Annotated in this window: 25 protein-coding genes; 13 read left to right on the top strand and 12 right to left on the bottom strand. The window is 68.3% G+C overall.

All coding sequences use genetic code 11. The features are described from left to right. Positions 1-15: 15 nt before the first annotated feature. The 4 genes from lepA to FRZ32_RS03070 all read right to left on the bottom strand — a co-directional run bounded on the left by lepA (position 16) and on the right by FRZ32_RS03070 (position 4,703). A complete protein-coding gene (gene lepA / locus FRZ32_RS03055) occupies positions 16-1,875 on the bottom strand; it encodes a translation elongation factor 4 (RefSeq protein ID WP_147042117.1) in 1,860 nt (619 codons plus the stop codon). Positions 1,876-1,923: 48 nt separating this feature from the next. Continuing rightward, positions 1,924-3,318 (bottom strand): class II fumarate hydratase, encoded by a 1,395-nt coding sequence (fumC, locus tag FRZ32_RS03060; protein WP_147042118.1) that lies wholly within the window; start codon positions 3,316-3,318, stop codon positions 1,924-1,926. A gap of 64 nt (positions 3,319-3,382) precedes the next feature. After that, positions 3,383-4,255 (bottom strand): S1 family peptidase, encoded by an 873-nt coding sequence (locus FRZ32_RS03065; RefSeq protein ID WP_158635815.1) that lies wholly within the window; start codon positions 4,253-4,255, stop codon positions 3,383-3,385. Beyond that, the gene (locus FRZ32_RS03070) at positions 4,221-4,703 is read right to left on the bottom strand and encodes an SspB family protein (protein ID WP_147042120.1); all 483 of its coding nucleotides are present in this window, start codon (positions 4,701-4,703) and stop codon (positions 4,221-4,223) included. Before FRZ32_RS03070 ends, FRZ32_RS03065 begins: the two co-directional genes overlap by 35 nt. 90 nt (positions 4,704-4,793) lie before the next feature. Here FRZ32_RS03070 and FRZ32_RS03075 point away from each other — a divergent pair, with 90 nt between their 5' ends. From FRZ32_RS03075 to FRZ32_RS15410, 3 genes are all read left to right on the top strand, one after another. After that, positions 4,794-5,174: a histidine triad nucleotide-binding protein gene (locus FRZ32_RS03075; protein WP_147042121.1), complete on the top strand. Its 381-nt coding sequence runs from the start codon at positions 4,794-4,796 to the stop codon at positions 5,172-5,174. A gap of 110 nt (positions 5,175-5,284) precedes the next feature. Next, positions 5,285-6,829 carry an amino acid permease gene (locus FRZ32_RS03080; RefSeq protein WP_147042122.1) on the top strand — a complete coding sequence of 515 codons (1,545 nt, stop codon included), beginning with the start codon at positions 5,285-5,287 and terminating at the stop codon, positions 6,827-6,829. 91 nt (positions 6,830-6,920) lie between these two features. Beyond that, positions 6,921-7,070 (top strand): hypothetical protein, encoded by a 150-nt coding sequence (locus tag FRZ32_RS15410; RefSeq protein WP_192901869.1) that lies wholly within the window; start codon positions 6,921-6,923, stop codon positions 7,068-7,070. 9 nt (positions 7,071-7,079) lie between these two features. On the opposite strand, the gene FRZ32_RS03085 is transcribed toward FRZ32_RS15410, so the two are convergent. Next, on the bottom strand, positions 7,080-8,075 hold the full coding sequence (locus FRZ32_RS03085) for an adenosine kinase (RefSeq protein WP_147042123.1): 996 nt from the start codon (positions 8,073-8,075) through the stop codon (positions 7,080-7,082). A gap of 106 nt (positions 8,076-8,181) precedes the next feature. Here FRZ32_RS03085 and lnt point away from each other — a divergent pair, with 106 nt between their 5' ends. The 3 genes from lnt to FRZ32_RS03100 all read left to right on the top strand — a co-directional run bounded on the left by lnt (position 8,182) and on the right by FRZ32_RS03100 (position 12,521). Next, positions 8,182-9,708 (top strand): apolipoprotein N-acyltransferase, encoded by a 1,527-nt coding sequence (lnt, locus tag FRZ32_RS03090; RefSeq protein WP_147042124.1) that lies wholly within the window; start codon positions 8,182-8,184, stop codon positions 9,706-9,708. A 69-nt stretch (positions 9,709-9,777) separates the two neighbouring features. Beyond that, complete coding sequence (gene metK, locus FRZ32_RS03095; protein WP_147042125.1) at positions 9,778-10,998, top strand: methionine adenosyltransferase; 1,221 nt, start codon at positions 9,778-9,780, stop codon at positions 10,996-10,998. A gap of 83 nt (positions 10,999-11,081) precedes the next feature. Further along, positions 11,082-12,521, top strand: coding sequence for an AMP-binding protein (locus FRZ32_RS03100; RefSeq protein ID WP_147042126.1), 1,440 nt, complete (start codon positions 11,082-11,084; stop codon positions 12,519-12,521). Positions 12,522-12,559: 38 nt separating this feature from the next. On the opposite strand, the gene msrA is transcribed toward FRZ32_RS03100, so the two are convergent. Together msrA and msrB are read right to left on the bottom strand one after the other, a co-directional pair. Next, positions 12,560-13,141: a peptide-methionine (S)-S-oxide reductase MsrA gene (gene msrA, locus FRZ32_RS03105; RefSeq protein ID WP_147042127.1), complete on the bottom strand. Its 582-nt coding sequence runs from the start codon at positions 13,139-13,141 to the stop codon at positions 12,560-12,562. 3 nt (positions 13,142-13,144) lie between these two features. Further along, positions 13,145-13,642, bottom strand: coding sequence for a peptide-methionine (R)-S-oxide reductase MsrB (gene msrB / locus FRZ32_RS03110; RefSeq protein ID WP_424141279.1), 498 nt, complete (start codon positions 13,640-13,642; stop codon positions 13,145-13,147). Between the two features lie 101 nt (positions 13,643-13,743). On the opposite strand from msrB, the gene FRZ32_RS03115 reads away from it, so the two are divergent. Next, the gene (locus tag FRZ32_RS03115; RefSeq protein ID WP_147042128.1) at positions 13,744-14,151 is read left to right on the top strand and encodes a PaaI family thioesterase; all 408 of its coding nucleotides are present in this window, start codon (positions 13,744-13,746) and stop codon (positions 14,149-14,151) included. Here FRZ32_RS03115 and FRZ32_RS03120 read toward each other — a convergent pair. After that, the gene (locus FRZ32_RS03120) at positions 14,148-15,263 is read right to left on the bottom strand and encodes an acyl-CoA dehydrogenase family protein (RefSeq protein WP_147042129.1); all 1,116 of its coding nucleotides are present in this window, start codon (positions 15,261-15,263) and stop codon (positions 14,148-14,150) included. The genes FRZ32_RS03115 and FRZ32_RS03120 overlap by 4 nt on opposite strands. Positions 15,264-15,316: 53 nt before the next feature. After that, on the bottom strand, positions 15,317-16,480 hold the full coding sequence (locus FRZ32_RS03125) for an acyl-CoA dehydrogenase family protein (RefSeq protein WP_147042130.1): 1,164 nt from the start codon (positions 16,478-16,480) through the stop codon (positions 15,317-15,319). Between the two features lie 117 nt (positions 16,481-16,597). On the opposite strand from FRZ32_RS03125, the gene FRZ32_RS03130 reads away from it, so the two are divergent. Then, the gene (locus FRZ32_RS03130) at positions 16,598-17,122 is read left to right on the top strand and encodes a phosphoribosyltransferase (protein ID WP_147042131.1); all 525 of its coding nucleotides are present in this window, start codon (positions 16,598-16,600) and stop codon (positions 17,120-17,122) included. A gap of 2 nt (positions 17,123-17,124) precedes the next feature. Here FRZ32_RS03130 and FRZ32_RS03135 read toward each other — a convergent pair whose 3' ends face one another. Genes FRZ32_RS03135 through FRZ32_RS03145 form a run of 3 tightly spaced genes read right to left on the bottom strand, consistent with a single transcriptional unit; the run spans position 17,125 to position 19,551 of the window. Continuing rightward, positions 17,125-17,385 carry a hypothetical protein gene (locus FRZ32_RS03135; protein ID WP_147042132.1) on the bottom strand — a complete coding sequence of 87 codons (261 nt, stop codon included), beginning with the start codon at positions 17,383-17,385 and terminating at the stop codon, positions 17,125-17,127. After that, entirely contained in the window at positions 17,382-18,773 is a 1,392-nt protein-coding gene (locus FRZ32_RS03140) for a radical SAM protein (protein WP_243445178.1), read from the bottom strand. The genes FRZ32_RS03135 and FRZ32_RS03140 overlap by 4 nt, the downstream gene beginning before the upstream one ends. Positions 18,774-18,789: 16 nt before the next feature. Next, positions 18,790-19,551 (bottom strand): prolipoprotein diacylglyceryl transferase, encoded by a 762-nt coding sequence (locus tag FRZ32_RS03145; RefSeq protein ID WP_205008238.1) that lies wholly within the window; start codon positions 19,549-19,551, stop codon positions 18,790-18,792. A 77-nt stretch (positions 19,552-19,628) separates the two neighbouring features. Here FRZ32_RS03145 and FRZ32_RS03150 point away from each other — a divergent pair, with 77 nt between their 5' ends. The 5 genes from FRZ32_RS03150 (at position 19,629) to FRZ32_RS03170 (ending at position 25,127) form a co-directional block, all read left to right on the top strand. Then, positions 19,629-20,867 carry an acyl-CoA dehydrogenase family protein gene (locus FRZ32_RS03150; RefSeq protein ID WP_147042134.1) on the top strand — a complete coding sequence of 413 codons (1,239 nt, stop codon included), beginning with the start codon at positions 19,629-19,631 and terminating at the stop codon, positions 20,865-20,867. Between the two features lie 90 nt (positions 20,868-20,957). Then, complete coding sequence (locus tag FRZ32_RS03155) at positions 20,958-21,734, top strand: SDR family NAD(P)-dependent oxidoreductase (RefSeq protein ID WP_147042135.1); 777 nt, start codon at positions 20,958-20,960, stop codon at positions 21,732-21,734. Positions 21,735-21,892: 158 nt separating this feature from the next. Then, a complete protein-coding gene (locus FRZ32_RS03160) occupies positions 21,893-22,654 on the top strand; it encodes an SDR family NAD(P)-dependent oxidoreductase (protein ID WP_147042136.1) in 762 nt (253 codons plus the stop codon). Between the two features lie 141 nt (positions 22,655-22,795). Beyond that, the gene (locus tag FRZ32_RS03165) at positions 22,796-24,085 is read left to right on the top strand and encodes an epoxide hydrolase family protein (RefSeq protein WP_147042137.1); all 1,290 of its coding nucleotides are present in this window, start codon (positions 22,796-22,798) and stop codon (positions 24,083-24,085) included. Position 24,086: 1 nt separating this feature from the next. Further along, positions 24,087-25,127: an alpha/beta fold hydrolase gene (locus tag FRZ32_RS03170; protein WP_147042138.1), complete on the top strand. Its 1,041-nt coding sequence runs from the start codon at positions 24,087-24,089 to the stop codon at positions 25,125-25,127. The last annotated feature ends 32 nt before the right edge of the window (positions 25,128-25,159 follow it).

Here is a 25,159-nt window from a genome sequence, read left to right on the forward strand (position 1 = left end):
ACTAGGCGCCTGCGGTTATTCTTCCCCCATCCGAAGCGCCGCGATGAACGCCTCCTGCGGGATGGACACGCTCCCATATTCCCGCATCCGCTTCTTGCCCTCTTTCTGCTTCTCCAGCAGCTTCTTTTTCCGCGTGATATCGCCGCCATAGCACTTCGCCGTCACGTCCTTCCGCAGCGCGGCGATGGTTTCGCGGGCGATCACCTTGCCGCCGATCGCGGCCTGGATCGGGATCTTGAAGAGGTGGCGCGGGATGAGGTCCTTGAGGCGCTCGCACAGCTGGCGGCCGCGCGCTTCGGCGGCGCCGCGGTGGACGATCATGGAGAGCGCGTCGACGGCCTCGCCATTGACCAGGATGTTCATCTTCACGAGATCGCCGGGGCGGTGGCCGATCTGGTGGTAATCGAAGCTCGCATAGCCGCGGCTGATCGATTTGAGGCGATCGTAGAAATCGAACACCACCTCGTTCAATGGCAGTTCGTAGACGACCTGCGCGCGCCCGGCGACATAGGTCAGGTTCTTCTGGATGCCGCGCCGGTCCTGGCACAGCTTCAGGATCGGGCCGAGATGCTCGTCGGGGACATAGATGGTCGCCTCGATCCACGGCTCCTCCACCTCGACGATCTGGTTCGGGTCCGGCCAGTCGGCGGGGTTGTGGATCTCGACGATGCTGAGGCCGGCGGCGTCGGTGCCGATCGTCCGGGCCGATCCGATCGAGCTCGCGTCGCGGCCCTTCGAGAGGTGGACCTCATAGACGACGCTCGGCGCGGTGGTGATGAGATCGAGATCATATTCGCGGGTCAGTCGCTCCTGGATGATCTCGAGATGGAGGAGGCCGAGGAAGCCGCAGCGGAAGCCGAAGCCCAATGCCGCGCTCGTCTCCATCTCGAAGCTGAAGCTCGCATCGTTGAGCCTGAGCTTGGCGAGGCTGTCGCGCAGCTTCTCGAAATCGTTGGCGTCGGTCGGGAAGAGGCCGCAGAAGACGACCGGCTGGACCTCCTTGAACCCGGGGAGCGCCTGCGCGGCGGGCCGCTTCGCATCGGTGATCGTGTCGCCGACGCGGGTCTCGCCGATATCCTTGATCTGGGCGGTGATGAAGCCGATCTCGCCGGGGCCAAGCTCGGCGAGCTGCTCGATCTTCGGGCGGAAGACGCCGACGCGGTCGATGAGGTGGGTCGTGCCGGCCTGCATGAACTTGACCTGCTGGCCCTTCCTCACCGCGCCGTCGATGACGCGGATCAGGATGACGACGCCGAGATAGGGGTCGTACCATGAGTCGACCAGCATCGCCTTCAGGGGCGCGTCGCGGTCGCCCTTGGGCGGCGGGATGCGCGTGACGATCGCCTCCAGCACCTCGTTGATGCCGAGGCCGGTCTTGGCGCTGGTCAGGATCGCGTCGTCTGCGGGCAGGCCGACAATGTCCTCGATCTCCTGGCGGACCTTGTCGACGTCCGCGGCGGGGAGGTCGATCTTGTTGATGACGGGGACGATCTCATGGTCGTGCTCGATCGACTGGTAGACGTTGGCGAGCGTCTGCGCCTCCACGCCCTGCGCGGCGTCGACCACCAGCAGCGCGCCTTCGCAGGCGGCGAGGCTGCGGCTCACCTCATAGGCGAAGTCCACGTGGCCGGGCGTGTCCATGAGGTTGAGAACATAGGGCTTGCCGTCGCTGGCGGTGTAGTCGAGCCGCACCGTCTGCGCCTTGATGGTGATCCCGCGCTCGCGCTCGATCTCCATATTGTCGAGCACCTGCGCTTCCATCTCGCGCTCGGTCAGCCCGCCCGTCGCCTGGATCAGCCGGTCGGCAAGCGTGGATTTCCCGTGGTCGATATGCGCAATGATCGAAAAATTGCGAATTGTGCCAATCTCAGTCATCGGACGCGGGCCGTAGCGGGCGCGGGGGGCTTCGGCAATGGCCGGGGATCAGCGCCCCAGCATATGTTCCGGGATCACGACGCGGTCGAAGGTGGCTTCGTCGACCAGGCCCAGTTCCAGCCCCGCTTCCTTCAGCGTCTGGCCGTGCTTGTGGGCGTGCTTGGCGATGGCGGCGGCATTGTCGTAGCCGATTTCGGGCGCGAGCGCGGTGACCAGCATCAGCGACTTGTTCATGAGGTCCGCGATGCGGCGCTCGTCCGGCTCCATCCCATCGAGGCAACGCGCGGTGAAGCTTTCCATCCCGTCCGACAGCAGGTTGATCGAGCGGATCACGGCCGCGCCGATCAGCGGCTTGAAGACGTTCAGCTCCATATGGCCCTGGAGCCCGCCGACGGTGACCGCCATGTGATTGCCCATCACCTGGGCGGCGACCATCGTCAGGCTCTCGCACTGGGTCGGATTGACCTTGCCGGGCATGATCGAGCTGCCCGGCTCGTTCTCCGGCAGCTTCAGCTCGCCAAGGCCGCAGCGCGGGCCGGAGCCGAGCAGGCGGATGTCGTTGGCGATCTTGCTGAGGCTCACCGCGATCACGTTGAGCACGCCGGAAAGCTCGACCATCGTGTCGTGCGTCGCCAGCGCCTCGAACTTGTTCGGCGCGGTGGTGAACGGCAGGCGGGTGAGGTTCGCGACCTCCGCCGCGAACTTCTCCCCGAATCCCTTGGGCGCATTGAGGCCGGTGCCGACCGCGGTGCCGCCCTGGGCGAGCTGGTGCAGCCGCGGCAGCACCCCCTTCACCCGATCGATCCCGGCGGCAATCTGCGCGGCGTAGCCCGAAAATTCCTGGCCGAGCGTCAGCGGCGTCGCGTCCTGCAGATGGGTGCGGCCGATCTTGACGATCCGGTCCCACGCATCGGCCTGGGCGGCGAGACGGTGGTGAATCGTGCCCAGCGCCGGCAGCAGCCGATCGTTGACCGCCCGCGCCGCGGCGATGTGCATCGCGGTCGGGAAGCTGTCGTTGGACGACTGGCCCTTGTTCACATGATCGTTGGGGTGGACCGGGGCCTTGCCGCCGCGCTTGCCGGTGAGGATCTCGTTCGCGCGCCCGGCGATCACCTCGTTGGCGTTCATGTTCGATTGGGTGCCCGATCCGGTCTGCCAGATGACGAGCGGGAACTGATCGTCATGGCCGCCCGACGCGACCTCGCCGGCCGCCTGCTGGATCGCTTCGGCGAGCTGAGCGTCGAGCCCGGCCTCGCGCGCGTTCACCCGCGCCGCGGCCTGCTTCACGAAGCCGAGCGCGTGGACGATCTCGACCGGCATCCGTTCGTTGGAGCCGAAGGGGAAATTCTCGATCGAACGCTGCGTCTGCGCGCCCCAATAGCAATCGGCCGGAACCTCGATCGGCCCGAAGCTGTCGGTTTCGGTGCGGGTGGCGGCGGTCATCTGATCTTCCCCCAATGGTCCGTGGCGCGGTGCTGGTAGACCGAACGCCGCGCGAGGTGAAGTCTTAAGGCGCGGCCACCGTCGCCGCGATCCAGCCTGCATAAGCCGAGACCCGGGTATAGGCCGCGACGGGCGCCGGCACCGCGCAGCCGGAGCCGCGGCTGAGGATTCCGATCAGCCGGTCGGTCCCCTCGTCGTCCGGTTCGACGAGTGGCCCGCCGGAATCGCCGACGCAGGCGTCGTGCGGGTCCGCGCCGGCGCAAACAATCGTCGGAGCCATCGGATTGTCGCCGGGCAGGATCGCGCAATAGGAAGGATCGCGCAGCTCCTGGGCGGCCTGCCGCAGGCGATCGGAGGTCTGCGCGGCCGGATCGCCGGCGCGGGTCGTCGCGCTCGAAGACAGCGAGCCTTCGTAGAGGCTGCCGAAGCCGAGCGCCGTCGCCCGCCCCGCCCCGTCGCTGCGTCGCGCGATCTCGGCCACCAGCGGGCCGGCGATCTCCGCCAGATGGACCAGCGCGATATCATTGCCCTGGCCGCCCGGATCGTAACCGGGATGCACGACGATCCTGTCGACGCGGACCTGCGCCTCCTCTGGAACATCGGACAGCGCGTCGCGTCCGACCTCGACCCACATGTCGCGCGCGTCGATCCGCCGCCCCTCCGGCGTGTGGAAGCAATGCGCCGCGGTTGCGATCCACTGCGGGGCGATCAGCGTTCCCGCGCAGAAATAGACGCGCCGCCCCGCCGGCCCGCGCGACAGGGCGGCGACATAGGGATAGCGGCTCGCCTCCGCGGGGGCGCCCTGAAGGAAGCGATCGTCGGGAGATGTCGGGCGGGGCTGGGCGGTGACGACGGCTGCGGAGAGGAACAGCGCGCCGGCCAGCCCGGCGCGCAGGGCGCGGCTATTTCTTCCGCTTGAAATCCACGGAGACGACATTGGACCCCTCCTCCGCCGGCTCCGCGAGCGGCGCGTCGTTTTCGGCCGGATCGTGGGCATCGACGCCCGCTTCCTCGCCCTGCGCCTGGAACTGAAGCGCGAAATTGACCGCCGGATCATGAAAGCCGGTAATCGCCGAAAAGGGGATGAAGAGCCGGGCCGGCGCCTGGTTGAACGAGAGGCCGACCTCGAACCCGTCCTCGCGCACCTTCAGGTCCCAGAAGCGGTTCTGGATGACGATCGTCATCTCGTCCGGAAACCGCTCGACGAGGTGGCGGGGGATGTCGACGCCGGTCGCATGGGTCTTGAAGGTGATGTAGAAATGATGCTCGCCGGGCAGGTGCCCGGTCGCCTCGACCTCGCCGAGCACCCGGCCAACGACCGCGCGCAGGGCCTCCTGCACGATCTCGTCATAGGGAATCAGGCTGTCGGGCGTCTCGTCGCTCATTGGGGGACTCGTAACGCGGCGCGGGGAGGGGTCAAGCGCGTTGCGTCGTGCCGGCTGGCCGGCCTATCGCGCGATCGAGGAGGAGCCGCCATGCCGATCGACGCCACGTTGCCCTATGACGACACCAACATCTTCGCCCGCATCCTCAAGGGAGAGATTCCGTGCCGGAAGGTCTATGAGGACGAATATGCCCTCGCCTTCCACGACATCGCCCCGCAGGCCCCCGTCCATATCCTCGTCATTCCCAGGGGCGCCTATGTCTCGTGGGACGATTTTTCGGCCCGGGCGGAGCCGGCGGAGATCGCCGGGTTCGTGCGCGCCGTCGGCAAGGTGGCGCGCGATCAGGGGCTGGTGGGCGATGGCTATCGCCTGCTCGCCAATGTCGGCCCCGCGGCCGGGCAGGAAGTGGCGCATCTCCACGTCCACATCTTCGGCGGGAGGCCGCTGGGGCCGATGCTGGCGTCCCGATGAGCGTCTTTCGCTCCACCGAATAGCGCTTGCGGCCCGCGATTTAGGGCTTACGTTCCGGCGCCCATGAGAAGGCCGCAAACGGCCGCGACCTGATTTTTGGGGGAAGACCAATGCTTCTGGACCGCGTCAAACCACTGGACGCCATTCTGGCGACCGCCGAGAAAAAGGGCCTTCACCGCTCCCTCGGCGCGTTTCAGCTGACCCTGCTCGGCATCGGCGCGGTCATCGGCACCGGCATCTTCGTCCTGACGTCCGAAGCCGCGCAAAAGGCCGGGCCGGGCATGATGCTGTCCTTCGTGATCGCCGGCCTGGTCTGCGCGGTCGCGGCGCTGTGCTACTCCGAACTGGCCTCGATGGTGCCGGTGGCGGGAAGCGCCTACACCTATACCTATGCCGTGATGGGCGAGCTGCTCGCCTGGATGGTCGGCTGGGCGCTGATCCTCGAATATGCGGTCGGCGCAAGCGCGGTCGCCGTCGGCTGGTCGGGCTATTTCGTCGGCCTGCTCGACAATTCGCTCGGCATCCACATCCCGGCGGCGCTCGCCGCGGGGCCGAGCGCCGGCGGCGTCATCAACCTTCCAGCGGTGGTGATCTCCCTGCTCGTCACCGGGCTCTTGATTATCGGCACCACGGAAAGCGCGCGATTCAACGCGATCCTCGTCCTCATCAAGGTCACGGCGCTGACCGTCTTCGTCGCGGTCGCGATCCCGGTCATGAACAGCGAGCATTTCGAGCCGTTCATGCCGACGGGCATCACCGGCGTCGCCGGCGCGGCGGCGTCGATCTTCTTCGCCTATGTCGGCTTCGACGCGGTGTCGACCGCCGCGGAGGAAACCCGCAATCCGCAGCGCAACGTGCCGATCGGCCTGATCGGGTCGCTGCTGTTCTGCACCATCTTCTACCTCATCGTCGCCGCCGGCGCGATCGGTGCGACCGGCGATTCGAGCTTTGCCCAGCCGGTGCGCGACGCCGCCGGCGCGTTCCTCCAACCCGGCACGTCGGAGCTCACGGCGCGCTGCCAGGAGCTGGCCGGCATGGGCCATGAGCCGCTCGCCTGCTCGCGCGAGGCGCTGGCCCATGTGCTCCGCTCGATCGGGTGGACCAAGCTCGGCAACCTGATCGGCCTCGCCGCCTTCCTGGCGCTGCCGTCCGTCGTGCTGATGATGATGTTCGGCCAGACCCGCATCTTCTTCGTCATGGCGCGCGACGGCCTGCTCCCGGAAAAGCTTGCCTCCGTGCATCCGAAGTTCAAGACGCCGCACATCGTGACGGCCTTCACCGGGATCGTCGTGACCCTCGCCGCGGCGTTCCTTCCGGTCGGGCGGCTCGCCGATTACTCGAACTCCGGCACGCTCTTCGCCTTCGCCATGGTCGCTCTTGCGGTCCTCGTGCTGCGGCGGGCGGACCCGGGCCGGGCGCGGCCCTTCCGCACCCCGGCGGTGATGATCATCGCGCCGCTGGCGATCGCCGGCTGCCTGTACCTCTACGTCTCGCTGCCGTTGATCGCGATCCTCGTCCTTCCGGTCTGGGGGATCGTCGGGCTGCTGATCTATTTCGGTTACAGCCGCAGCCGCAGCCATGTCGGCCGCGGCATCGTCGACGTGCCGGAGACCGAGATCGCCGACATCGAGCCGCCGATCCCGGGCACCGAATAACAGGGCGGGCCGGCGGCGAGTGTCGCCGGCCCCCACCCCCCGCGCAACCGCAGAGTTGAAACGGGCGTTTCCATCCCGAGGAGACGCTCTCATGGCCAGCGAACCGCCGATCGCACCCGATCCCCCGGCCCAACCGAGCCGGCCGGCCGAACCCGCCGCGCCGCCGCCGGAGGTGAGCCCGCCGGTGCCCGACGTCGACAAGCCGGATCCGCAGACCTATCCGCCGCCCAATACGGGCTGAGCGGCTGCCCTACCCAAGCCGGGCCGCGACCAGCGCCTTGAGGTCCGCCTCCGGGCGGGCGCCGTAATGGGAGATCACCTCCGCGGCCGCGATCGCGCCGACGCGCAGGCTCTCCTCGAGGCTGCGGCCCTGCGCCTGACCGGCGAGGAAGCCGGCGGCGAACAGGTCGCCCGCGCCGGTCGTGTCGACCACTCTCTCCACCGGCTCGGCCGCGACCGTTGCGCGCTCGCCGCGCTGCACGGCGATCGCGCCCTGCTCCGAACGGGTGACGACCAGGGTTTCGACCTTGTCCTGCACCGCCGCGATCGCCGCGTCGCAATCGTCGCGCCCGGCGAGCATCCTGATCTCCGCCTCGTTGGCGAAGAGCGTGTCGATCCTGCCGGCGTCGATCAGCGCGTTGAAGCCGTCACGGTGGCGATCGATGCAGAAGGTGTCGGACAGCGTGAAGGCGACCTTGCGGCCGGCGGCGCGGGCGATGTCGATCGCGCGGGACATCGCCGCGCGCGGCACCTCCGGATCCCACAGATAGCCTTCGAGATAGAGCGTCGCCGCGCTTTCGATCTGCGCGGCATCGAGCGCTTCGGGCGGAAGCAGCTGGGCGGCGCCGAGGAAAGTGTTCATCGTGCGGTGCGCGTCGGGCGTCACCAGCACCATCGATCGGGCGGTCGGCTGGCCGAGATCGGCGGCCGGGGTGACGAACTCGACGCCCGTCGCGGTGAGATCGTGGCGGTAGAACTCCCCCAGCTGATCCGGCGCCACCTGCCCGATGAAGCCCGCGCGCGCCCCCAGCGCCGCGACACCCGCCGCCGTATTCCCCGCCGAACCACCGGAAACCTCGCGCGCCGGCCCCATATGATCGTAGAGCCGCGTCGCCTCCTCGGCATCGATCAGGCGCATCATCCCCTTGGTCAGCCCCTCGCGCGCCAGGAAGGCGTCGTCGCAATCGGCGATGATGTCGACGATCGCATTGCCGATGCAAAGCACGTCGAGGCGGGTCTCGGGCATGAAGGCGCTCCTTGAGGGAAAAGTGCGGCGGCCCTAGCCGGGCGCGGGCGGACGGGTCAACGGCGGCATTGACGCCCGCCGGCGAGGCTTCGCATATCGGCGGCGGATGAAATTCCTCGGATTCGCCTTCCTCGCCGGCCTGGTGAGCGCGCTCGGCTTCCAGCCGGTGGGCTGGTGGCCGCTGAGCGTCCTTGCCGTCGCGGCGCTGATCGAGCTGGTGCGGCGCGCGCCGAGCCAGCGGGCCGCCCTGGCGCGCGGCTGGGGGTTCGGCATGGGCCATTTCACGCTCGGCCTCAACTGGATCGCGACCGCCTTCACCTATCAGGCGGCGATGCCGGCCTGGCTCGGCTGGGTCGCCGTGGTCCTGCTCTCGCTCTACCTCGCCATCTATCCGGCGCTGGCGGCCGGCCTGGCGTGGCGGACCGGCCGGAAGCGGCCGCTTTCGTTCGTCCTCGCCTTCGCCGCCGCCTGGATCGCGACCGAATGGCTGCGCGCGACGATGTTCACCGGATTCGCGTGGAACCCGCTCGGCGTCGTGCTGGTGCCGACCGGCCTGTCCTGGCTGGCGCCGTGGATCGGGACCTACGGCCTGTCGGGCATCGCCGCCCTGCTCGCCGGCGCGTTGGCGCTGGCGCTGCGGGCGGAGGGCCGGCGTCACGCGGCGATCCTCGTCCTTGTCCTGATCGGCGCCGGGACGCTCGGCTGGGCGTGCCGTTCGCCGACGCCGGCGCGCGAAGGGCCGCAGCTTCGGATCGTCCAGCCGAATATCGGCCAGCAGGACAAATGGAGCCCGGGGTTCGAGGCGCGGGGGCTCGCGCGGCTGGGGGCCCTGTCCCGCGCCGCGCCGGGCGGCGACGCCCCGCGCCTGCTGATCTGGCCGGAAGCGGCCGTGACCGAACCGTTGCAGGACGAGCGGCTGCTGAGCCCGGCCGCGCAGGGCCAGCTCGCGATGACCCGGGCGGTCGTCGGGCGGATGATGACGTCGCGCGACCTGCTCCTCACCGGCGGCATCACCTTCGAGTCGTCGGACCGGCTGCGGGCCACCGGCGCGACCAACTCGATCTTCGCCCTGACGCCGGACATGCGGATCCTCGCCCGGTACGACAAGGCGCACCTCGTCCCCTATGGCGAATATCTCCCGATGCGGCCGATCCTTTCGGCGATCGGCCTGTCGCGGCTCGCGCCCGGCGATCTCGATTTCACGCCGGGACCGGGCCCTCGCACGGCGACGCTGCCGCTTGCGGGGAGGGTCGGCTTCCAGCTGTGCTACGAGATCATCTTTTCCGGCAATGTCGTCGATCGCGCGAACCGGCCGGACTGGATCTTCAATCCCTCGAACGACGCCTGGTTCGGCGGCTGGGGACCGCCGCAGCATCTCGCCCAGGCGCGCCTCAGGGCGCTCGAGGAAGGCCTGCCGATCGTCCGCGCGACGCCGACCGGCATCTCGGCCGTCATCGACGCGGATGGGCGGATCGTGAAGAGCCTGCCGCTCGGCGCTGCCGGAGTGATCGATGCGCGGCTGCCCGCGGCGCATGCCGCGACCTTGTTCGCGCGGCTCGGCAACATCCTCCCGCTTGCCTTCGCCTTTTGCCTCGCGCTGGGGGCGATTGCGGTCCGGCGCAAGGCGCGCTAGGGAGCGGCACCGCACATAAACATATCTTTATATCCCCAAATCCTTGGAAACCAGGAACGAACCCGCCCGATGCGCAGCTCCTATTTCTTCACGTCCGAATCGGTCTCCGAAGGCCATCCCGACAAGGTCGCCGACCAGATTTCGGATTCGATCGTCGATCTGCTCCTGTCGAAGGACCCCGAGGCCCGGATCGCCTGCGAGACGCTGACCACCACCAATCGCGTTGTCCTTGCCGGCGAGATCCGCTGCAAGCCGATCTATGACGAGGACCGCTGGCCCGAGAGCGGCGGCTGGGCGCCCGGCGCGCGCGAGGAGATCGAGGCGACCGTCCGCGCGACCGTGAAGAAGATCGGCTACGAGCAGTCCGGCTTCCACTGGAACACGTTCGATTTCGCCAATCACCTGCACGGCCAATCGGCCCATATCGCCCAGGGCGTGGATGAAAGCGGCAACAAGGACGAAGGCGCTGGCGATCAGGGCATCATGTTCGGCTTCGCCTGCGACGAGACGCCCGACCTCATGCCGGCGACGCTCTATTACAGCCACAAGATCCTCGAGAAGATGGCGGCCGATCGCCACTCGGGCGCCGCGCCCTTCCTGGAGCCGGACGCCAAGAGCCAGGTGACGCTGAAGTTCGAGAACGGCAAGCCGGTCGCCGCCACCACCGTCGTCGTCTCGACGCAGCACGCCAAGGGCTATGACGAGGGAGACAAGGAGGCGGAGCTTCACGCCTATGTGAAGAAGGTCGTCGCCGAGGTCCTGCCCGCCGAGCTTCTGTCCGACGCGACCATCTATCACATCAACCCGACCGGCAGCTTCGAGATCGGCGGCCCCGACGGCGATGCGGGCCTCACCGGCCGCAAGATCATCGTCGACACCTATGGCGGCGCGGCCCCGCATGGCGGCGGCGCGTTCAGCGGCAAGGATCCGACCAAGGTCGATCGATCGGCCGCCTATGTCAGCCGCTATCTCGCCAAGAACATCGTCGCCGCCGGCTTCGCCCGGCGCTGCACGATCCAGCTGAGCTACGCGATCGGCGTTGCCGAGCCGCTGTCGCTCTATGTCGACCTGCACGGGACCGAGGCGAACGGCGTCACCGCCGCGAAGCTGGAGGAGGTGCTGCCCACTCTGGTCCGGCTGACGCCGAAGGGCATCCGCACCCATCTCGGCCTCAACAAGCCCATCTACCAGCCGACCGCGGCCTATGGCCATTTCGGCCGCAAGCCCGAGGGCGACCTGTTCAGCTGGGAGCGCACCGATCTGGTCGATGCGCTGAAGCAGGCGGTCTGAGCTGATCCGCCGAGCCGGCGGCGCATCGCGCGCCGCCGCGCCGACGGGTGGCCGCGATCCGGGCCGCGCCCTATAGGGCCGCCATGGACAACGCGAATCTGTGGGCCTTGATCGAAGCGGCCGCGGCAATGGCGGGCGATCGGCCGGCCTTCGTCGAAAGCGGCGAAGTCCGGCTGCGCTACGACCAGCTCGACGCCGCCGTCGGCGGCTGGGCGCGGGCGCTGACGGAACGGGGGGCGAGGCCCGGCGACCGGATCGTCGTCCAGACGGAAAAATCGATCGATAATGCGCTGCTCTATCTGGCGAGCCTGCGCGCCGGCCTGATCTACGTGCCACTCAACACGGCCTATACGGCCGCGGAGCTCGGCTATTTCATCGGCGACGCCGAACCGGCTCTGGTCGTCGCGCCGGGCCATGCGAGCCTCGCGGAGCTCGCCGCCGAAGCCGCGCCGGGCGCATTCGCGACGGTCGCGCGCGGCCCGGACGATCTTGCCGCGATACTCTACACGTCGGGGACGACCGGCCGCTCCAAGGGCGCGATGCTCTCGCACGACAATCTCTCGTCCAATGCCCTGGTGCTCAAGGACTATTGGCGCTGGCAGGCGGGCGACGTGCTGATCCACGCTTTGCCCATCTATCATGTCCACGGCCTGTTCGTTGCGCTGCACGGTGCGCTGCTCAACGGTTCGACCATGATCTGGCACAAGGTCTTCGACGCCGACGCGGTGATCGACGACCTGCCGAGCGCCACCATCCTGATGGGCGTGCCGACCTTCTACGTCCGCCTTGCCGCCCACCCGCGCCTCACCCGCGAGGCGGCGGCGACCATGCGGCTGTTCGTCTCCGGATCGGCGCCGCTCCTTGAATCGACCTTCGTCGATTTCGAGGCGAAGACCGGCCACCGCATCCTCGAACGCTATGGGATGACGGAGGCGGGGATGATCTGTTCCAACCCCTATGACGGCGATCGCGTCCCGGGGACGGTGGGCTTCCCCCTGCCCGGCGTTTCGGCGCGGGTCTGCGACGAGACGGGGCGCGAGCTGCCGCGGGGCGAGCCGGGCGTGCTCGAAATCAAGGGGCCGAACCTGTTCAAAGGCTATTGGCGCAACCCGGACAAGACCGCCGAGGAGATGCGCGGCGACGGCCATTTCATCACCGGCGACATCGCGACCATGGCCGAAGACGGCCGCGTCGCCATCGTCGGGCGCGCCAAGGACCTCATCATCGCCGGCGGGCTCAACATCTATCCCAAGGAGATCGAGCTCGCGATCGACGCGGTGCCGGGCGTCGGCGAGAGCGCGGTGATCGGCGTGCCCCATGCGGATCTTGGCGAAGCCGTCGTCGCGGTGGTGGTGCGCGGCGATCCGACGCTCGACGAGGCGGCGGTGCTCGCCGGCATTGCGAGCCTTGCCCGCTTCAAGCAGCCGCGCCGGATCATCTTCGCCGAGACGCTGCCGCGCAACGCGATGGGCAAGGTCCAGAAGGCCGCGCTGCGCGAGACCTATCGGGCCTTATTCACCTAGGCTGGCCGCGCGCAGCAGACGCGTCCCAAGGGGACCTGTCAGGCGTGGCGACCCCAAAGCTGGGCGACCCGGGCGTCGCGGCCGCAGCCGGTGCGGTAGAGGTGGTAGCGCACCGGGTTCCTGCGCGCATAATCCTGGTGATACGCCTCCGCCGGGTAGAAGCCGTTGATCGGCCGTACCTCGGTGGCAATCGGTGCGTGAAGCACCTGCCCGGCGCGCGCGCGGACCGCGAGCGCGATCCGCCGCTCCTCGGGAGTGCGGACGAACACGGCGGTATGATATTCGGGTCCACGGTCGCAGAACTGGCCGCCCGCATCGGTCGGGTCCATCGTGTGGAAGAAGCGGTCGACGAGCCGGGCATAGCTGATCCGCGCCGGATCATAGACCACGCGCACCGTTTCCAGATGGCCGGTATTGCCCGCCGACACCTGCTCGTAGGTCGGGTTGCGGACATGGCCGCCGGCATAGCCGGACGTCGTCGAGATCACGCCCGGCACGCGATCCATGTCGGTCTCGTTCGACCAGAAGCAGCCACCGGCGAAATAGGCGACCGCAGTGCGCGGCGCCGCGCCGACGAGGGCGAGCGCGGCGAGCGGCAGCAGCAGAAATCCATTACGCATCGTTCAACCCCTTTGCGGCGTGAAGCGGAGCGCGAGGCCGTCGATGCACCATCTCTTGTGGGTGGGGGCCGGCCCGTCGTCGAAGACATGGCCGAGATGGCCGCCGCAGCGCCGGCAATGGACCTCCGTGCGGACCATGAAGAGGGAGGTGTCGCGGCTGAGCGCGACATTGTCCGCGAGCGCGCGGGTGAAGCTGGGCCAGCCGGTGCCGCTGTCGAACTTGTCCGCCGAGCGGAAGACGGGCGCGCCGCAGCCGGCGCAGGAGAAGATGCCGGCGCGATGCTCGTTCAGCAGCGGGCTGGAAAAGGGCGGCTCGGTCCCCTGCTCGCGAAGGATATGGTAGCGTGCGGCGCCGAGCCGTGCGCGCCATTGCTGCGGCGTGAAGCTCACCGGATAGGCCGCGGCCGGGCTTTCCGTCCCGCCGCCGCCCAGGCCCAGGAAAGCGCCGAGCCCCGCAAGGCCGACGCCGCCGAGAAACGCACGTTTGCTGATCATCGTCATCGGGCGATCCCTTTCCGCCCGATCGCGGCCGCGGCCGCGGATCGGACGCTTTCATCCACGCAAGATAGACGCTTGCGTCATCCACTTCTACGAAGCAGCGGATGGAAAAGTTACCGCCCTATGCGCAATTTCTCGGCCTCACCGTCACGCGCGGCGCGGACGGCGCACTGGTCTTCGCCATGCCGTTCGGCGACGCCGTGGTCGGCCGCCCAGGCTATCTCCACGGCGGCGCGATTGCCGGCCTGCTCGAAATCGCCGCCTTCGGCACGCTGCGCGACGCGCTCGGCGAGGAGAGCGGGATCACGATCAAGCCGATCAACGTCACCACCAGCTTCATGCGCGGCGGCGTCCCGCACGAGACCTTCGCGAGCGCGACCGTCACCCGCCTCGGCGCGCGGGTCGCCAATGTCGAGGCGCACGCCTGGCAGAAGGACCGCGCGCGCCCGATCGCCGCGGCGCAGATGAACCTGCTGATCAGGCGAGGCGGAGAGCCGCGCCGCCCCGCCTAATAGCCGCGCATCCTTGCGAGTTGATCGGCGTGGAAGTTCGGATCGCCGAACAGCTCGTTCAGCAGCCGGTCGCGCTTCATGTAGAGGCCGATGTCATGTTCGTCGGTCATGCCGATGCCGCCGTGCATCTGGATGCCCTCCCGAACCGCAAGGGCGGAGGCGCGGCCCGCCTTGGCCTTCGCGGCGGCGATCATGGCGGGGGCCGCCTCGGCGCCTTCGTCGAGCAATTGCTGCGCCTTCAGCACCGCCGAGCGCGCGATCTCCAGCTCCGAATAGAGATGGGCGGCGCGGAACTGGAGCGCCTGGAACTCGCCGATCGCCCGGCCGAACTGGCGGCGCTGCTTCAGATAGTCGACCGTCATCTCCATCGCCGCCGAGCCGAGCCCGACCAGCTCCGCCGCCGCGCCGGTCCGCCCGGCGGCAAGCGCGCGATCCAGCATGATCGCGCCGCCGCCGACCTCGCCGACCACCGCATCGGCATCGACCTCGACGCGATCGAAGGCGAGCCGCGCGCCGATCGACGAATCGACCATCCGCACGCCCTCGATCTCTAGCCCCTTCGCCTCCCTTTCGACTGCGAACAGGGTGAGCCCTTCCTCCGCCTGCGCCGCGACCAGGATCACGTCGGCGGAGGCGCCCTGGACCACGAACTGCTTGGCGCCCGACAGGACGAAGCCGTTGCCCGATCGATCGGCGCGCATCGCGATATCGTCCGGGCGATGCTTTGCGCCCTCGTCCACCGCAAGCGCCGCCACCGTCTCGCCGGCAAGGATGCCCGGAAACCAGCGCGCGGCATGGGCCGTCCCCTTCACCGCCTCGACGAAGGCGACGGCGGTCATCAGGAAGGGCGACGGCGTCAGGTTGCGCCCGATCTCCTCGAGCACGATCCCGGCCTCGACATGGCCGAGCCCGAGCCCGCCATCGGCCTCGTCGATCAGGATGCCGGTGAAGCCCATTTCGGCGAACTTGCGCCACAGGCCGTGCCCGAACCCGTCCTTGCAGTTGATCGCGCGCCAGTGCCGCAACTGCGTCGCGATCGCGCCCTCATCGGCCATGAACCCACGCGCCGTATCGCGCAGCATGACCTGATCGTCGGTGAGATAGAGTGGCATTTCATATTCCCGAAAAGGAGATTGTTCGTCCCGGCCGACTCCGCGTCTCGCCCCTACCCGCCCGGCAATTCCAGGATCCGCTTGGCGATGATGCCGAGCTGGATCTCGCTGGTTCCGCCCTCGATCGAGTTGGCCTTGGTTCGCAGCCATTCGCGGGCGGCCTTGCCGGCGCGGCTGCGCTCGCTCTCCCATTCGAGCGCGTTCGATCCGCCCGCCGCCATCATCAATTCGTGCCGGGCCTTGTTGAGCTCGGTCCCCGCATATTTCATCATCGACGGCTGCGCGGGATGGGCGCGGCCGGCCTTCAGTTCGTCGATGAACCGCTCGCTCATCGCGCGGAAGGCGAGCGCGTCGACATCGAAGCGGGCGACCTCGGCGCGAAGCAGCGGATCGTCCGCCAGAACCTCGCCGAGCGACTCGCCGAGGCTTCCGGGCTGCGAGCCGAGGCCCATGCCCGAGATCATCTCGCGCTCGTGGCCGAGCAGATATTTGGCGACGTCCCACCCCTTGTTGACCTCGCCGACCACCTGGTCCTTGGGCACGCGCACGTCGTCGAAGAAGGTCTCGCAGAAGGGCGAATAGCCGGAGATCAGCAGGATCGGCTTCGTCGATACGCCGGGCGAGGCCATGTCGAACAAGAGGAAGCTGATCCCCTGATGCTTCGGCGCCTTGGGATCGGTCCGCACCAGGCAGAAGATCCAGTCCGCCTTGTCGGCGTAGCTGGTCCACACCTTCTGGCCGTTGACCAGCCAGTGATCGCCCTTGTCCTCGGCCCTGGTCTGGAGCGAGGCGAGGTCGGAGCCGGCATTGGGCTCGCTATAGCCCTGGCACCAGCGGATTTCGCCGCGCGCGATCTGCGGCAGATAGTGCCGCTTCTGCGCCTCCGTCCCATATTTCAGCAGCGCCGGGCCGAGCATCGAGATGCCGAAGCTGTAGAGCGGGTTGCGCGCCCCGATCCGCGCCATTTCCTGCCGCAGGATCTTGGTCTCCTCCGGCGAGAGGCCGCCGCCGCCATAGTCGCGCGGCCAATCCGGCACGGTCCAGCCGCGCGCCGCCATCGCCTCCATCCACGCCTTCTGCGCGTCGCTCTTGAAGACCGGATTGCGCCCGCCCCAGCAGGCGTCGCTCTCGTCGCGCATCGGCTGGCGCATCTCGGCCGGGCAGTTCGCCTCAAGCCAGTCGCGGGTTTCGGCGCGGAAAGCCTCCAGATCGGCCATCGACTCCCTCTCCTTTACGTAAACGTCAGGTGCCGCGCCGCAGCGGCCGAGTCAACCGCCGCCTCTATCGCCCGGCGCGCGAAAACGGTTATGCAGGGCGTGAGCCGAGGAGCGACGATGCCGGACGAGCCCCAATTCTGCCCCATCTCCTACGAACGGTTTCTGGAGGAGATGGAGACGGTCGCCCGCGCCCTCCTCGCAGACAGGTGGAAGCCCGATTTCCTCGTCGGCGTGGGCCGCGGCGGGCTCGTCCCGGCCGCCTATCTCTCGCACCGCACCGGCTTTGCGATGCTGTCGGTCGATCACAGCTCGGGCGAGCCCGATTTCGCCGAGGCGCTGCTCGATCGGCTCGCCGCGCGGATCAATGCCGGGCAGCGCATCCTGATCGTCGACGACATCAACGACAGCGGCGGGACGATCGCCTATCTGCGCGCCGCGATCGAGGCGAAGACGGGCGACACGGACGGGCTTCGCGTCGCCGTCCTCGTCCACAACATCCGCTCGCGCGCCACCGTCGAATATCGCGGATCGGAGATCGACCGGGCGACCGACAAGAGCTGGTTCGTCTTCCCCTGGGAAGCCGTCGCCCCGCGCGAGACTTTGGTCGCGGCCGCGGCGGAGGTGCCGGAACGGATCGCCTGAGGCTATACCTCCGGCGGCGGCGGGGCGGCCCCGCCGCCGGTCATGATCTTCACCCCGAGCCAGGCCAGCCCGCCGCCGCCGAGCAGCATCGCCAGCGAAATGATGAAGAAGGGCAAGGTCTCGCCGAAATTCCCGGACGTCCTGGAAGCCGCGTCCCACACCAGCAGCAGCGAGCAGCAGCCGCCGAGCAGGCCGAGCCCGGCGCCGCAGACCAACAGAAAGCATCCGATGATGACCGCTCCCGCATTGCTCTCGCCGCTCATGCGCCCACCCCTCCCTTTTCCGCCAGCTTCGCCGCACCGGGCGCGCCGGGGCGGTAGAAATTGTTGAAGGTATCGAACGGGATCATCCGCCCGTCCGGCGTCGCGAAATGGATGCAGCTTCGCTTCACCGTGCCCAGATCGAAATTGTAGCGATCCATGAACTGGATGATGACGACCTTGAACGTGTCCTTGTAGCCGAGGCTCGCCGGCGTCTCGATGTCCGGGAGGCAGCAGAACAGGCTGGCCAGCCGATCCTCCCCATTGTCCTCGACCGTCGACAAGGAGAGCAGGTCGAAGATGCGGGCTTTCAGCGCCGGATCGCGCTCGAAGCTGATCGTGTTGGGCGCCGCCGCGAGCAAGGTGTCGCGCGGCATCAGCCGGGTGACGGGCACGATCTCGGTGCCCGCGCGCAGGCCATAGCCGATGCAGATCTGGTCCGGGTTGCACGGCAGCGGCACGAGATCGGCAAGGTCGAACCTGCCCCCGGCGGCGATGCCACGCCGAAGGCCGGAGAGAGTCGCGCGGTGCTGCGCCGGATCGAAGCCGAGATTGCGCCCGGCGTCCTGCACCGGCTGGAAGACGACGCCGCGCACGCACGACCATTGCAGCGCATGATCGACGATCGCGGCGACCTCGCCGTCGTTGACGCCGTGGCGCACCGCGCAGACCAGCGTGGTCGAGACGCCGGCCGCCTCCAGCCGCTCCAGCGCGTGCCGCCGGATGCGGCCGAGATGCGCGCCGCGCAGCTCCATCAGCGCATCGTCGCTGAGCGAATCGAACTGGAGATAGACCTCGAAGCCCGGGCCGATGCTCTTCAGGCGCTCGGCGAACCCGTCTTCCTGCGCGATCCGCACGCCATTGGTATTGACCATGATATGGCGGATCGGCCGCGCCCTCGCCGCCGCGACGATCTCCCAGAATTGGGGGTGGATGGTCGGCTCGCCCCCCGAAAGCTGGACGAGGTCCGGCTCGCCCTCGGCCCGCACCACCGCGTCGAGCATCGCCTCGACCTCGGCGAGGCTGCGATGCCCGCCCTTCCCGACCGCGCTGTCGGCGAAGCAGACGGGACAGGTGAGGTTGCAGGCATCGTTGATCTCGACGATGGCGAGGCAGCTATGCTGCTCATGATCCGGGCAGAGGCCGCAATCCCAGGGACAGCCCCGCTCCGTCCGGCTGGCGTTGAATAGGGGCCGGTCGCCGGGTTTCAGCCAGCGGCGGATGTCGAGCCAGTAATCGGCATCTTCCTCGATCAGCGTCTTCGTCACGCCATGATCGGGGCAGCGCTTCTGGAGGAAGACCCGGCCCTCCTCGCCGATGATCTTGGCCGGCACGAGTTCCCAGCACGTCTCGCACAGGCTCGTCGTCTGGCCATAGAAAATCCATGGCACGCTCTTGCGCACGAGATCAGGCGTGGCGGCGGGCGCGTGCATCGAAGGCGAGAGCATAAAAGATCATCGCGATGCAGAGAAGCTGAAACAGATCGAGCGGCCCGGCGATGCGCGGATAAGGCTTCAGGAACTCCCAGGCGAAGCGCTGGAGCGCGTAGACCATGACGAACAGGTAGAATGCGCGCGTCCGCGTCCACCGGGCGCGGCGGCCGAGTGCGACGAGGTAGATGGCAAGGAAGCCGAACATCGCGGCGCTCTCGTAAAGCTGCACCGGATGGCGGGCGATGCCGTCGCCGAGATCGACACCCCAGGGTCGCGTCGTCGGCGTGCCATAGGTCTCGTCGGCCACGCCCGCGAAGAAGCAGCCGATCCGGCCGACGGCGATGCCGAGCGCGATCGGCCCGACCCAGATGCCGCCGGTCGAGATGCGAATGCCGCGCCGCCACTTGTAGAGCTCGACCGCCAGGATCGCTCCGGCAAGCGCGCCGGCGATGCTGTGCGACGGATGGGGCACCGCCATCAGGCCGGTGTTGAACGATCCGGCCGCCCAGGCGCCGGCGATCGCCCCGAAGGCGAGCGCGAAGGCATAGGCTGGCCCGATCCGCGCCGCGATCGGCGCCGCCATCGCCTTCAGCCGCCAGCCGTAGAGCAGCCGCCCGAGCGCCGCCGCCGATCCCCAGGCGAGAAGATCGAACAGCAGATGCAGGTGCGGATCCGTATGGACGATCAGAAATCTTCCCCCCGGCGATGGGCTGCCCCGGCGCCGGGGCAGCGTCAATCCGGATCGGCGGGACTGGCGCAAATCCGCCAATTCTGGCAGCCAGGAACGACACCGACAGCGGCGGGAAAGGCGCGATGGATTTTTCCCTTACGGAACGCGAGGCTTTCTTCCGGGATCGGGTTCGCGACTTTATCGAATCCCGGATTCGCCCGCGCATCAAGGATTATTACGCCGGGCGCGACGCCGGCGATCGCTGGCAGCCGATTGCGGTCATCGAGGAGCTGAAGGGCGAGGCCAGGGCGGCCGGCCTGTGGAACCTCTTCATGCCGCCGGGCCATGCCCTCGCCCATGTCGACGAGAGTTTCGCGTTCGAAGGCACGCAGCTCACCAATCTCGAATATGCGCTGTGCGCCGAGGAGATGGGTCGCATCTTCTGGGCGAGCGAGGTGTTCAACTGCTCCGCGCCGGACACCGGCAATATGGAGGTGCTCCACCGGTACGGCACGCGCGAGCAGAAGGAGCAGTGGCTCCGCCCGCTGATGAACGGCGAGATCCGCTCGGCCTTCCTGATGACCGAGCCCGCGGTCGCCTCTTCCGATGCGACCAACATCGAATGCCGGATCGAGCGCGACGGGGACGATTACGTCATCAACGGCCGCAAATGGTGGTCCTCCGGTGCCGGCGATCCGCGTTGCAAGGTCGCCATCGTCATGGGCAAGACCGATCCGCACGGCCCGCGCCACCGGCAGCAATCGATGGTGCTGATGCCGCTCGACTCTCCCGGCGTCACCGTGGAGCGCGCGCTCACCGTCTTCGGCTATGACGATGCCCCGCATGGCCACATGGAGGTGGAACTCAAGGATGTCCGCATCCCCGCCTCCGCCATGCTGCTCGGCGAGGGCCGCGGGTTCGAGATCGCGCAGGGCCGGCTCGGCCCCGGCCGAATCCACCATTGCATGCGAACGATCGGCGCGGCCGAAGAGGCGCTCGCCGCCATGGCCCGCCGGCTCCAGAGCCGCGTCGCCTTCGGCAAGCGCATCTCCGAGCATAGCGTCTGGGAGCAGCGGATCGCCCAGGCGCGGATCGACATCGATTCCTCGCGCCTGCTGTGCCTCAAGGCCGCCGACATGATGGACAAGGCGGGCAACAAGGCCGCGCAGGCGGAGATCGCGATGATCAAGGTCCAGGCGCCGCGCATGGCGCTGCGGATCATCGACGATGCGATCCAGGCGCATGGCGGCGCCGGCGTCAGCCAGGATTTCGGCCTCGCTTACGCCTATGCCGCGATCCGCACCTTGAGGCTCGCCGACGGCCCCGACGAGGTCCACGCCCGCGCGATCGCCCGGATCGAATATGCGAAACATGCAGTGTGACGATGCAAGACTCCTGCCTGTGAGCGAAGCTCATCGGGAGGGGGACCGCTCGAAGAGCGGTGGAGGGGCTGCGCGAACAGGGAGGACCAGGTGACCAATCTCTTCGATCTCACCGGCAAGGTCGCCATCGTGACCGGCTCATCGCGCGGGATCGGCCGGGCGATCGCCGAGGCGCTGGCCGATCATGGCGCGCGGGTCGTGATCTCGAGCCGCAAGGCGGACGCCTGCCAGGACGTCGCCGACGCGATCAACGCGAAGCATCCCGGCCACGCCATCGTCGTTGCCGCGAACATCTCGTCGAAGGACTCGCTCCAGGCCCTCGTCGACGAGACCCGCCGGCAATGGGGCCGCATCGACATCCTCGTCTGCAACGCCGCCTCCAATCCCTATTACGGGCCGATGAGCGGGATTTCGGACGATCAGTTCCGCAAGATCCTCGACAACAATGTGCTGGCCAACCATTGGCTGATCCAGATGGTTGCGCCCGAAATGGTGGAGCGCAAGGACGGCTCCGTCATCATCGTGAGCTCGATCGGCGGCCTTTCCAGCTCGACCGTGATCGGCGCCTACAACATCTCCAAGGCCGCCGATTTCCAGCTCGCCCGCAATCTCGCCGCCGAGTTCGGCCCCTCGGGCGTCCGCGTGAACTGCATCGCGCCGGGGCTCGTCCGCACCGATTTCGCCCGCGCTCTCTGGGAGAATCCCGACACCCTCAAGGCGGTGACGCGCGGCACCCCGCTGCGCCGCATCGGCGAGCCCCACGAAATCGCCGGCGCCGCCGTCTTCCTCGCCGCCCCCGCCTCCGCGTTCATGACCGGCCAGTCGATCATCGTCGACGGCGGCTCGACGATCGGAGTTGGCTTGTAATTCTTTCCCTCTCCCTTGAGGGGAGAGGATACGGAGCCTTGGCGGCTTTGCCACCTAGGCGAAGTTGGTGAGGGTGTCGGGCGGTCGAGATCGTTCTCCACCGCCGAACACCCTCACCCTGCCCTCTCCCTCGAGGGCAAGGGAAAAGGAGATCAGGGATGACCGGACGGCTTCAGGGCAGGATCGCCATCGTCACCGGCGCGGCCTCGGGCATCGGCAAGGCCGCCGCCACGCTCTTCCGCGCCGAGGGCGCGACCGTGGTCGCGGCGGACGTCACGCCTGGCGAGGATATCGTCATCGCTGATGCCGGGCGCGAGGAAGATGTGATGCGGCTCGTCAACAGCGCGGCGACGACGCATGGCGGGCTCGACATCTTCTTCGCCAATGCCGGCATCTCGGGCGGGCTCGCCTCGATCTTCGAGCAGACGCCGCAGGATTGGCAGGAGATCCTGCGCGTCAATCTCATCGGCCCGTTCCTCGCGATCAAGCATGCCGCGCCGGTGATGAAGGCGCGGGGCAAGGGTTCCATCGTCTGCACCGCCAGCGTCGCCGGCCTTCGCGCCGGTGCCGGCGGGCCGGCTTATTCGGCGTCCAAGGCCGGCGTCATCAGCCTCGTAGAGATCGCCGCGACGCAGCTTGCCGGCGCGAACATCCGGGTCAACGCCATCTGCCCGGGTCTGATCGAGACCGGCATGACCAAGGGCATTTACGACAATGCCCGCGCGGCGGGGAAGGAAGACATGATCGGCCATCTCAACCCGCTGAAGCGCGGCGGGGAGCCGGACGAGATCGCCAGGGCCGCGCTCTTCCTCGCCTCGGACGACTCGTCCTACGTCAACGGCCACGCCCTCGTCGTCGACGGCGGCCTCTCCTGCTCCCACCCCTTCTACCGCCAGGACTATGGCCGCACGGCCTTCTAGGCATCGATCCGCAATGCGCTTGTCGCTCACGATGTGATACAAAGGCGGGGATCGCCGCAGAGGGGCGGCGATTCTCCGATCGGCGTAGGCGCCAGTGGGCGCGCGACCGGGGCCGAAGTCCCTTTGCGAAGGAGACCGGTCATGTCCAACGAAACGATCAGCCGCCGTACCGTCCTCGCCACCTCGGCCGCCGCCGGGGCCGCCAGTCTGTTTCCAGCCGCGATCGCCGACGCCCAGGCGCCGGCAACCGTCAACCTAGATCATATCCGGCCGTTCCAGGTTCATTTCCCCGATGAAGCGCTCGACGATCTACGTCGGCGCGTGCGGGCGACCCGCTGGCCTTCGCGCGAAGTCGTGTCCGACGACAGTCAGGGGGTGCGGCTCGCGACGATCCAGGCACTCGCCCGGCATTGGGGCAGCGACTATGATTGGCGCCGTTGTGAGGCGCGATTGAACGCCGTGCCGAATTTCGTGACCGAAATCGACGGCGTCGACATCCATTTCCTGCACGCCCGTTCGCGCCACGACGATGCGCTCCCGATCATCATCACCCATGGCTGGCCCGGATCGATCATCGAGCAGATGAAGATCATCGGCCCGCTCACCGATCCGACCGCTCATGGCGGCACTGCGGCCGACGCGTTCCACGTCGTCATCCCCTCGCTCCCCGGACATGGCTTTTCGGGGACGCCGACCGAGCTCGGCTGGGATCCGATCCGGATCGCCCGTGCCTGGGCGGTGCTGATGGAGCGGCTCGGCTACACCCGCTATGTCGCGCAGGGCGGCGACTGGGGAAATGCGGTCACCGAGCAGATGGCGCTCCTCCGCCCGGCCGGCCTGGTCGGCATCCACACCAACATGCCGGCGACGCTGCCGGACAGCGTCTCGCAGGCGCTCGCAGCCGGCGGCCCCGCGCCCGCGGGCCTGTCCGCCGACGAACAATATGCCTGGAATCAGCTCGACGATTTCTGGAAGCACGGCCTCGCTTACGCACAGGAAATGGGGAACCGGCCCCAGACGCTCTACGCGCTCCAGGATTCGCCGGTCGGCCTCGCCGCGTGGATGATCGATCACGATATCCGCAGCTATCGGATGATCGAGCGGGTCTTCGCCGGGGAGACCGAGGGGCTGACCCGCGACGACATCCTCGACAATGCGACGCTCTACTGGCTGACCGGCACCGCCGTCTCGTCCGCGCGCCTCTACTGGGAAAGCAAGCTCGCCTTTTTCGCACCCAAGGGCGTTCCGTTGCCGACCGCCGTCAGCGCCTTTCCCGACGAAATCTACACGGCCCCGAGAAGCTGGACCGAGCGCGCCTATCCGCACCTCATCCACTACAACCGCCTGCCGAGGGGTGGCCATTTCGCGGCGTGGGAACAGCCGGCCCTGCTCACCGCAGAGCTTCGCGACGGCTTCCGGTCGCTGCGCTGAGATGGCCGAGCGGATCGATCCGGACCGCCGCCGCCTGATCCGGGCGGCGGCCGGCGCGGCGCTTGGCGGGCTGGTCGCCGCGCCGGGCCTGGCCGCGGAGGCCGCGCCGGGCCTGGCCGCGGAGGCCGCTTCGGAGCCGGCCGCCTTCGGCTCGCCGAGGCGGATCGCGGCGGGCGCGCTGGATGTCGCCTATGTGGAGACCGGTCCGGCCCGCGGCCCGCCGGTGCTCCTCCTGCACGGCTGGCCTTACGACATCCACAGCTTCGCCGAGGCCGCGCCAATGCTCGCCGCCGCGGGCTACCGCGTGATCGTGCCCTATCTGCGCGGCTATGGCGACACGAGGTTTCGTGATCCGGCCTCGCCGCGCAACGGCCAGCCCGCAGCGCTCGCGGCGGACGCGATCGCGCTGCTCGATGCGCTCGGTATCTCCGGGGCGATCATTGCGGGCTTCGATTGGGGCGCCAGGACCGCCAATGTCATCGCCGCGCTCCGGCCGGAGCGCTGCCGCGCGATGGTGTCGGTCAGCGGCTACCTGATCGGCAGCCAGGCGGCGAACGAGACGCCCCTGCCTCCCCGCGCCGAACTCGCCTGGTGGTATCAATATTATTTCGCGACCGAGCGCGGCCGGCGCGGCTATGAGCGCAACCGCAACGATTTCAACCGGCTCATCTGGCAGACCGCCTCGCCACGCTGGTCGTTCGATGATGCGACCTTCGCCCGCACCGCACAGTCGTTCGACAATCCGGACCATGTCGCGATCGTCATTCACAATTATCGCTGGCGGCTCGGCCTGGCCGAGGGTGAGGCGCGTTATGACGAAGATGAGCGCAGGCTCGCGCTCACGCCCGACATCCATGTTCCGACGATCACGCTCGAAGGCGACGCGAACGGCGCTCCTCACCCCGATCCGGCCGCCTATGCCGCCAGGTTCCGCGGTCCATATCGCCATCGCCTGATCGAAGGCGGGATCGGCCACAACCTGCCGCAGGAGGCTCCGCGCGCGTTCTGCGACGCGGTGCGGGAGGCGGCGAGCCTCGCCTGACCCGATCCCGGGCAAGGAGCCCGGTTGACGTT

Source organism: Sphingosinicella ginsenosidimutans (assembly GCF_007995055.1).
GTDB classification, from domain to species: domain Bacteria; phylum Pseudomonadota; class Alphaproteobacteria; order Sphingomonadales; family Sphingomonadaceae; genus Allosphingosinicella; species Allosphingosinicella ginsenosidimutans.

Coding starts and splice junctions, on each gene's coding strand:
- FRZ32_RS03125 (WP_147042130.1), bottom strand. CDS start 16,480: ATGGCCGATCTGGAGGCTTTCCGCGCCGAAACCCGCGACTGGCTTGAG.
- FRZ32_RS03170 (WP_147042138.1), top strand. CDS start 24,087: ATGGCCGAGCGGATCGATCCGGACCGCCGCCGCCTGATCCGGGCGGCG.
- msrB (WP_424141279.1), bottom strand. CDS start 13,642: ATGACGATGATCAGCAAACGTGCGTTTCTCGGCGGCGTCGGCCTTGCG.
- FRZ32_RS03085 (WP_147042123.1), bottom strand. CDS start 8,075: ATGCCCGAGACCCGCCTCGACGTGCTTTGCATCGGCAATGCGATCGTC.
- FRZ32_RS03080 (WP_147042122.1), top strand. CDS start 5,285: ATGCTTCTGGACCGCGTCAAACCACTGGACGCCATTCTGGCGACCGCC.
- FRZ32_RS03120 (WP_147042129.1), bottom strand. CDS start 15,263: ATGCCACTCTATCTCACCGACGATCAGGTCATGCTGCGCGATACGGCG.
- FRZ32_RS15410 (WP_192901869.1), top strand. CDS start 6,921: ATGGCCAGCGAACCGCCGATCGCACCCGATCCCCCGGCCCAACCGAGC.
- msrA (WP_147042127.1), bottom strand. CDS start 13,141: ATGCGTAATGGATTTCTGCTGCTGCCGCTCGCCGCGCTCGCCCTCGTC.
- FRZ32_RS03130 (WP_147042131.1), top strand. CDS start 16,598: ATGCCGGACGAGCCCCAATTCTGCCCCATCTCCTACGAACGGTTTCTG.
- FRZ32_RS03135 (WP_147042132.1), bottom strand. CDS start 17,385: ATGAGCGGCGAGAGCAATGCGGGAGCGGTCATCATCGGATGCTTTCTG.
- lnt (WP_147042124.1), top strand. CDS start 8,182: ATGAAATTCCTCGGATTCGCCTTCCTCGCCGGCCTGGTGAGCGCGCTC.
- FRZ32_RS03115 (WP_147042128.1), top strand. CDS start 13,744: ATGGAAAAGTTACCGCCCTATGCGCAATTTCTCGGCCTCACCGTCACG.
- lepA (WP_147042117.1), bottom strand. CDS start 1,875: ATGACTGAGATTGGCACAATTCGCAATTTTTCGATCATTGCGCATATC.
- FRZ32_RS03100 (WP_147042126.1), top strand. CDS start 11,082: ATGGACAACGCGAATCTGTGGGCCTTGATCGAAGCGGCCGCGGCAATG.
- FRZ32_RS03150 (WP_147042134.1), top strand. CDS start 19,629: ATGGATTTTTCCCTTACGGAACGCGAGGCTTTCTTCCGGGATCGGGTT.
- FRZ32_RS03070 (WP_147042120.1), bottom strand. CDS start 4,703: ATGAGCGACGAGACGCCCGACAGCCTGATTCCCTATGACGAGATCGTG.
- metK (WP_147042125.1), top strand. CDS start 9,778: ATGCGCAGCTCCTATTTCTTCACGTCCGAATCGGTCTCCGAAGGCCAT.
- FRZ32_RS03165 (WP_147042137.1), top strand. CDS start 22,796: ATGTCCAACGAAACGATCAGCCGCCGTACCGTCCTCGCCACCTCGGCC.
- FRZ32_RS03075 (WP_147042121.1), top strand. CDS start 4,794: ATGCCGATCGACGCCACGTTGCCCTATGACGACACCAACATCTTCGCC.
- fumC (WP_147042118.1), bottom strand. CDS start 3,318: ATGACCGCCGCCACCCGCACCGAAACCGACAGCTTCGGGCCGATCGAG.
- FRZ32_RS03160 (WP_147042136.1), top strand. CDS start 21,893: ATGACCGGACGGCTTCAGGGCAGGATCGCCATCGTCACCGGCGCGGCC.
- FRZ32_RS03065 (WP_158635815.1), bottom strand. CDS start 4,255: ATGTCGTCTCCGTGGATTTCAAGCGGAAGAAATAGCCGCGCCCTGCGC.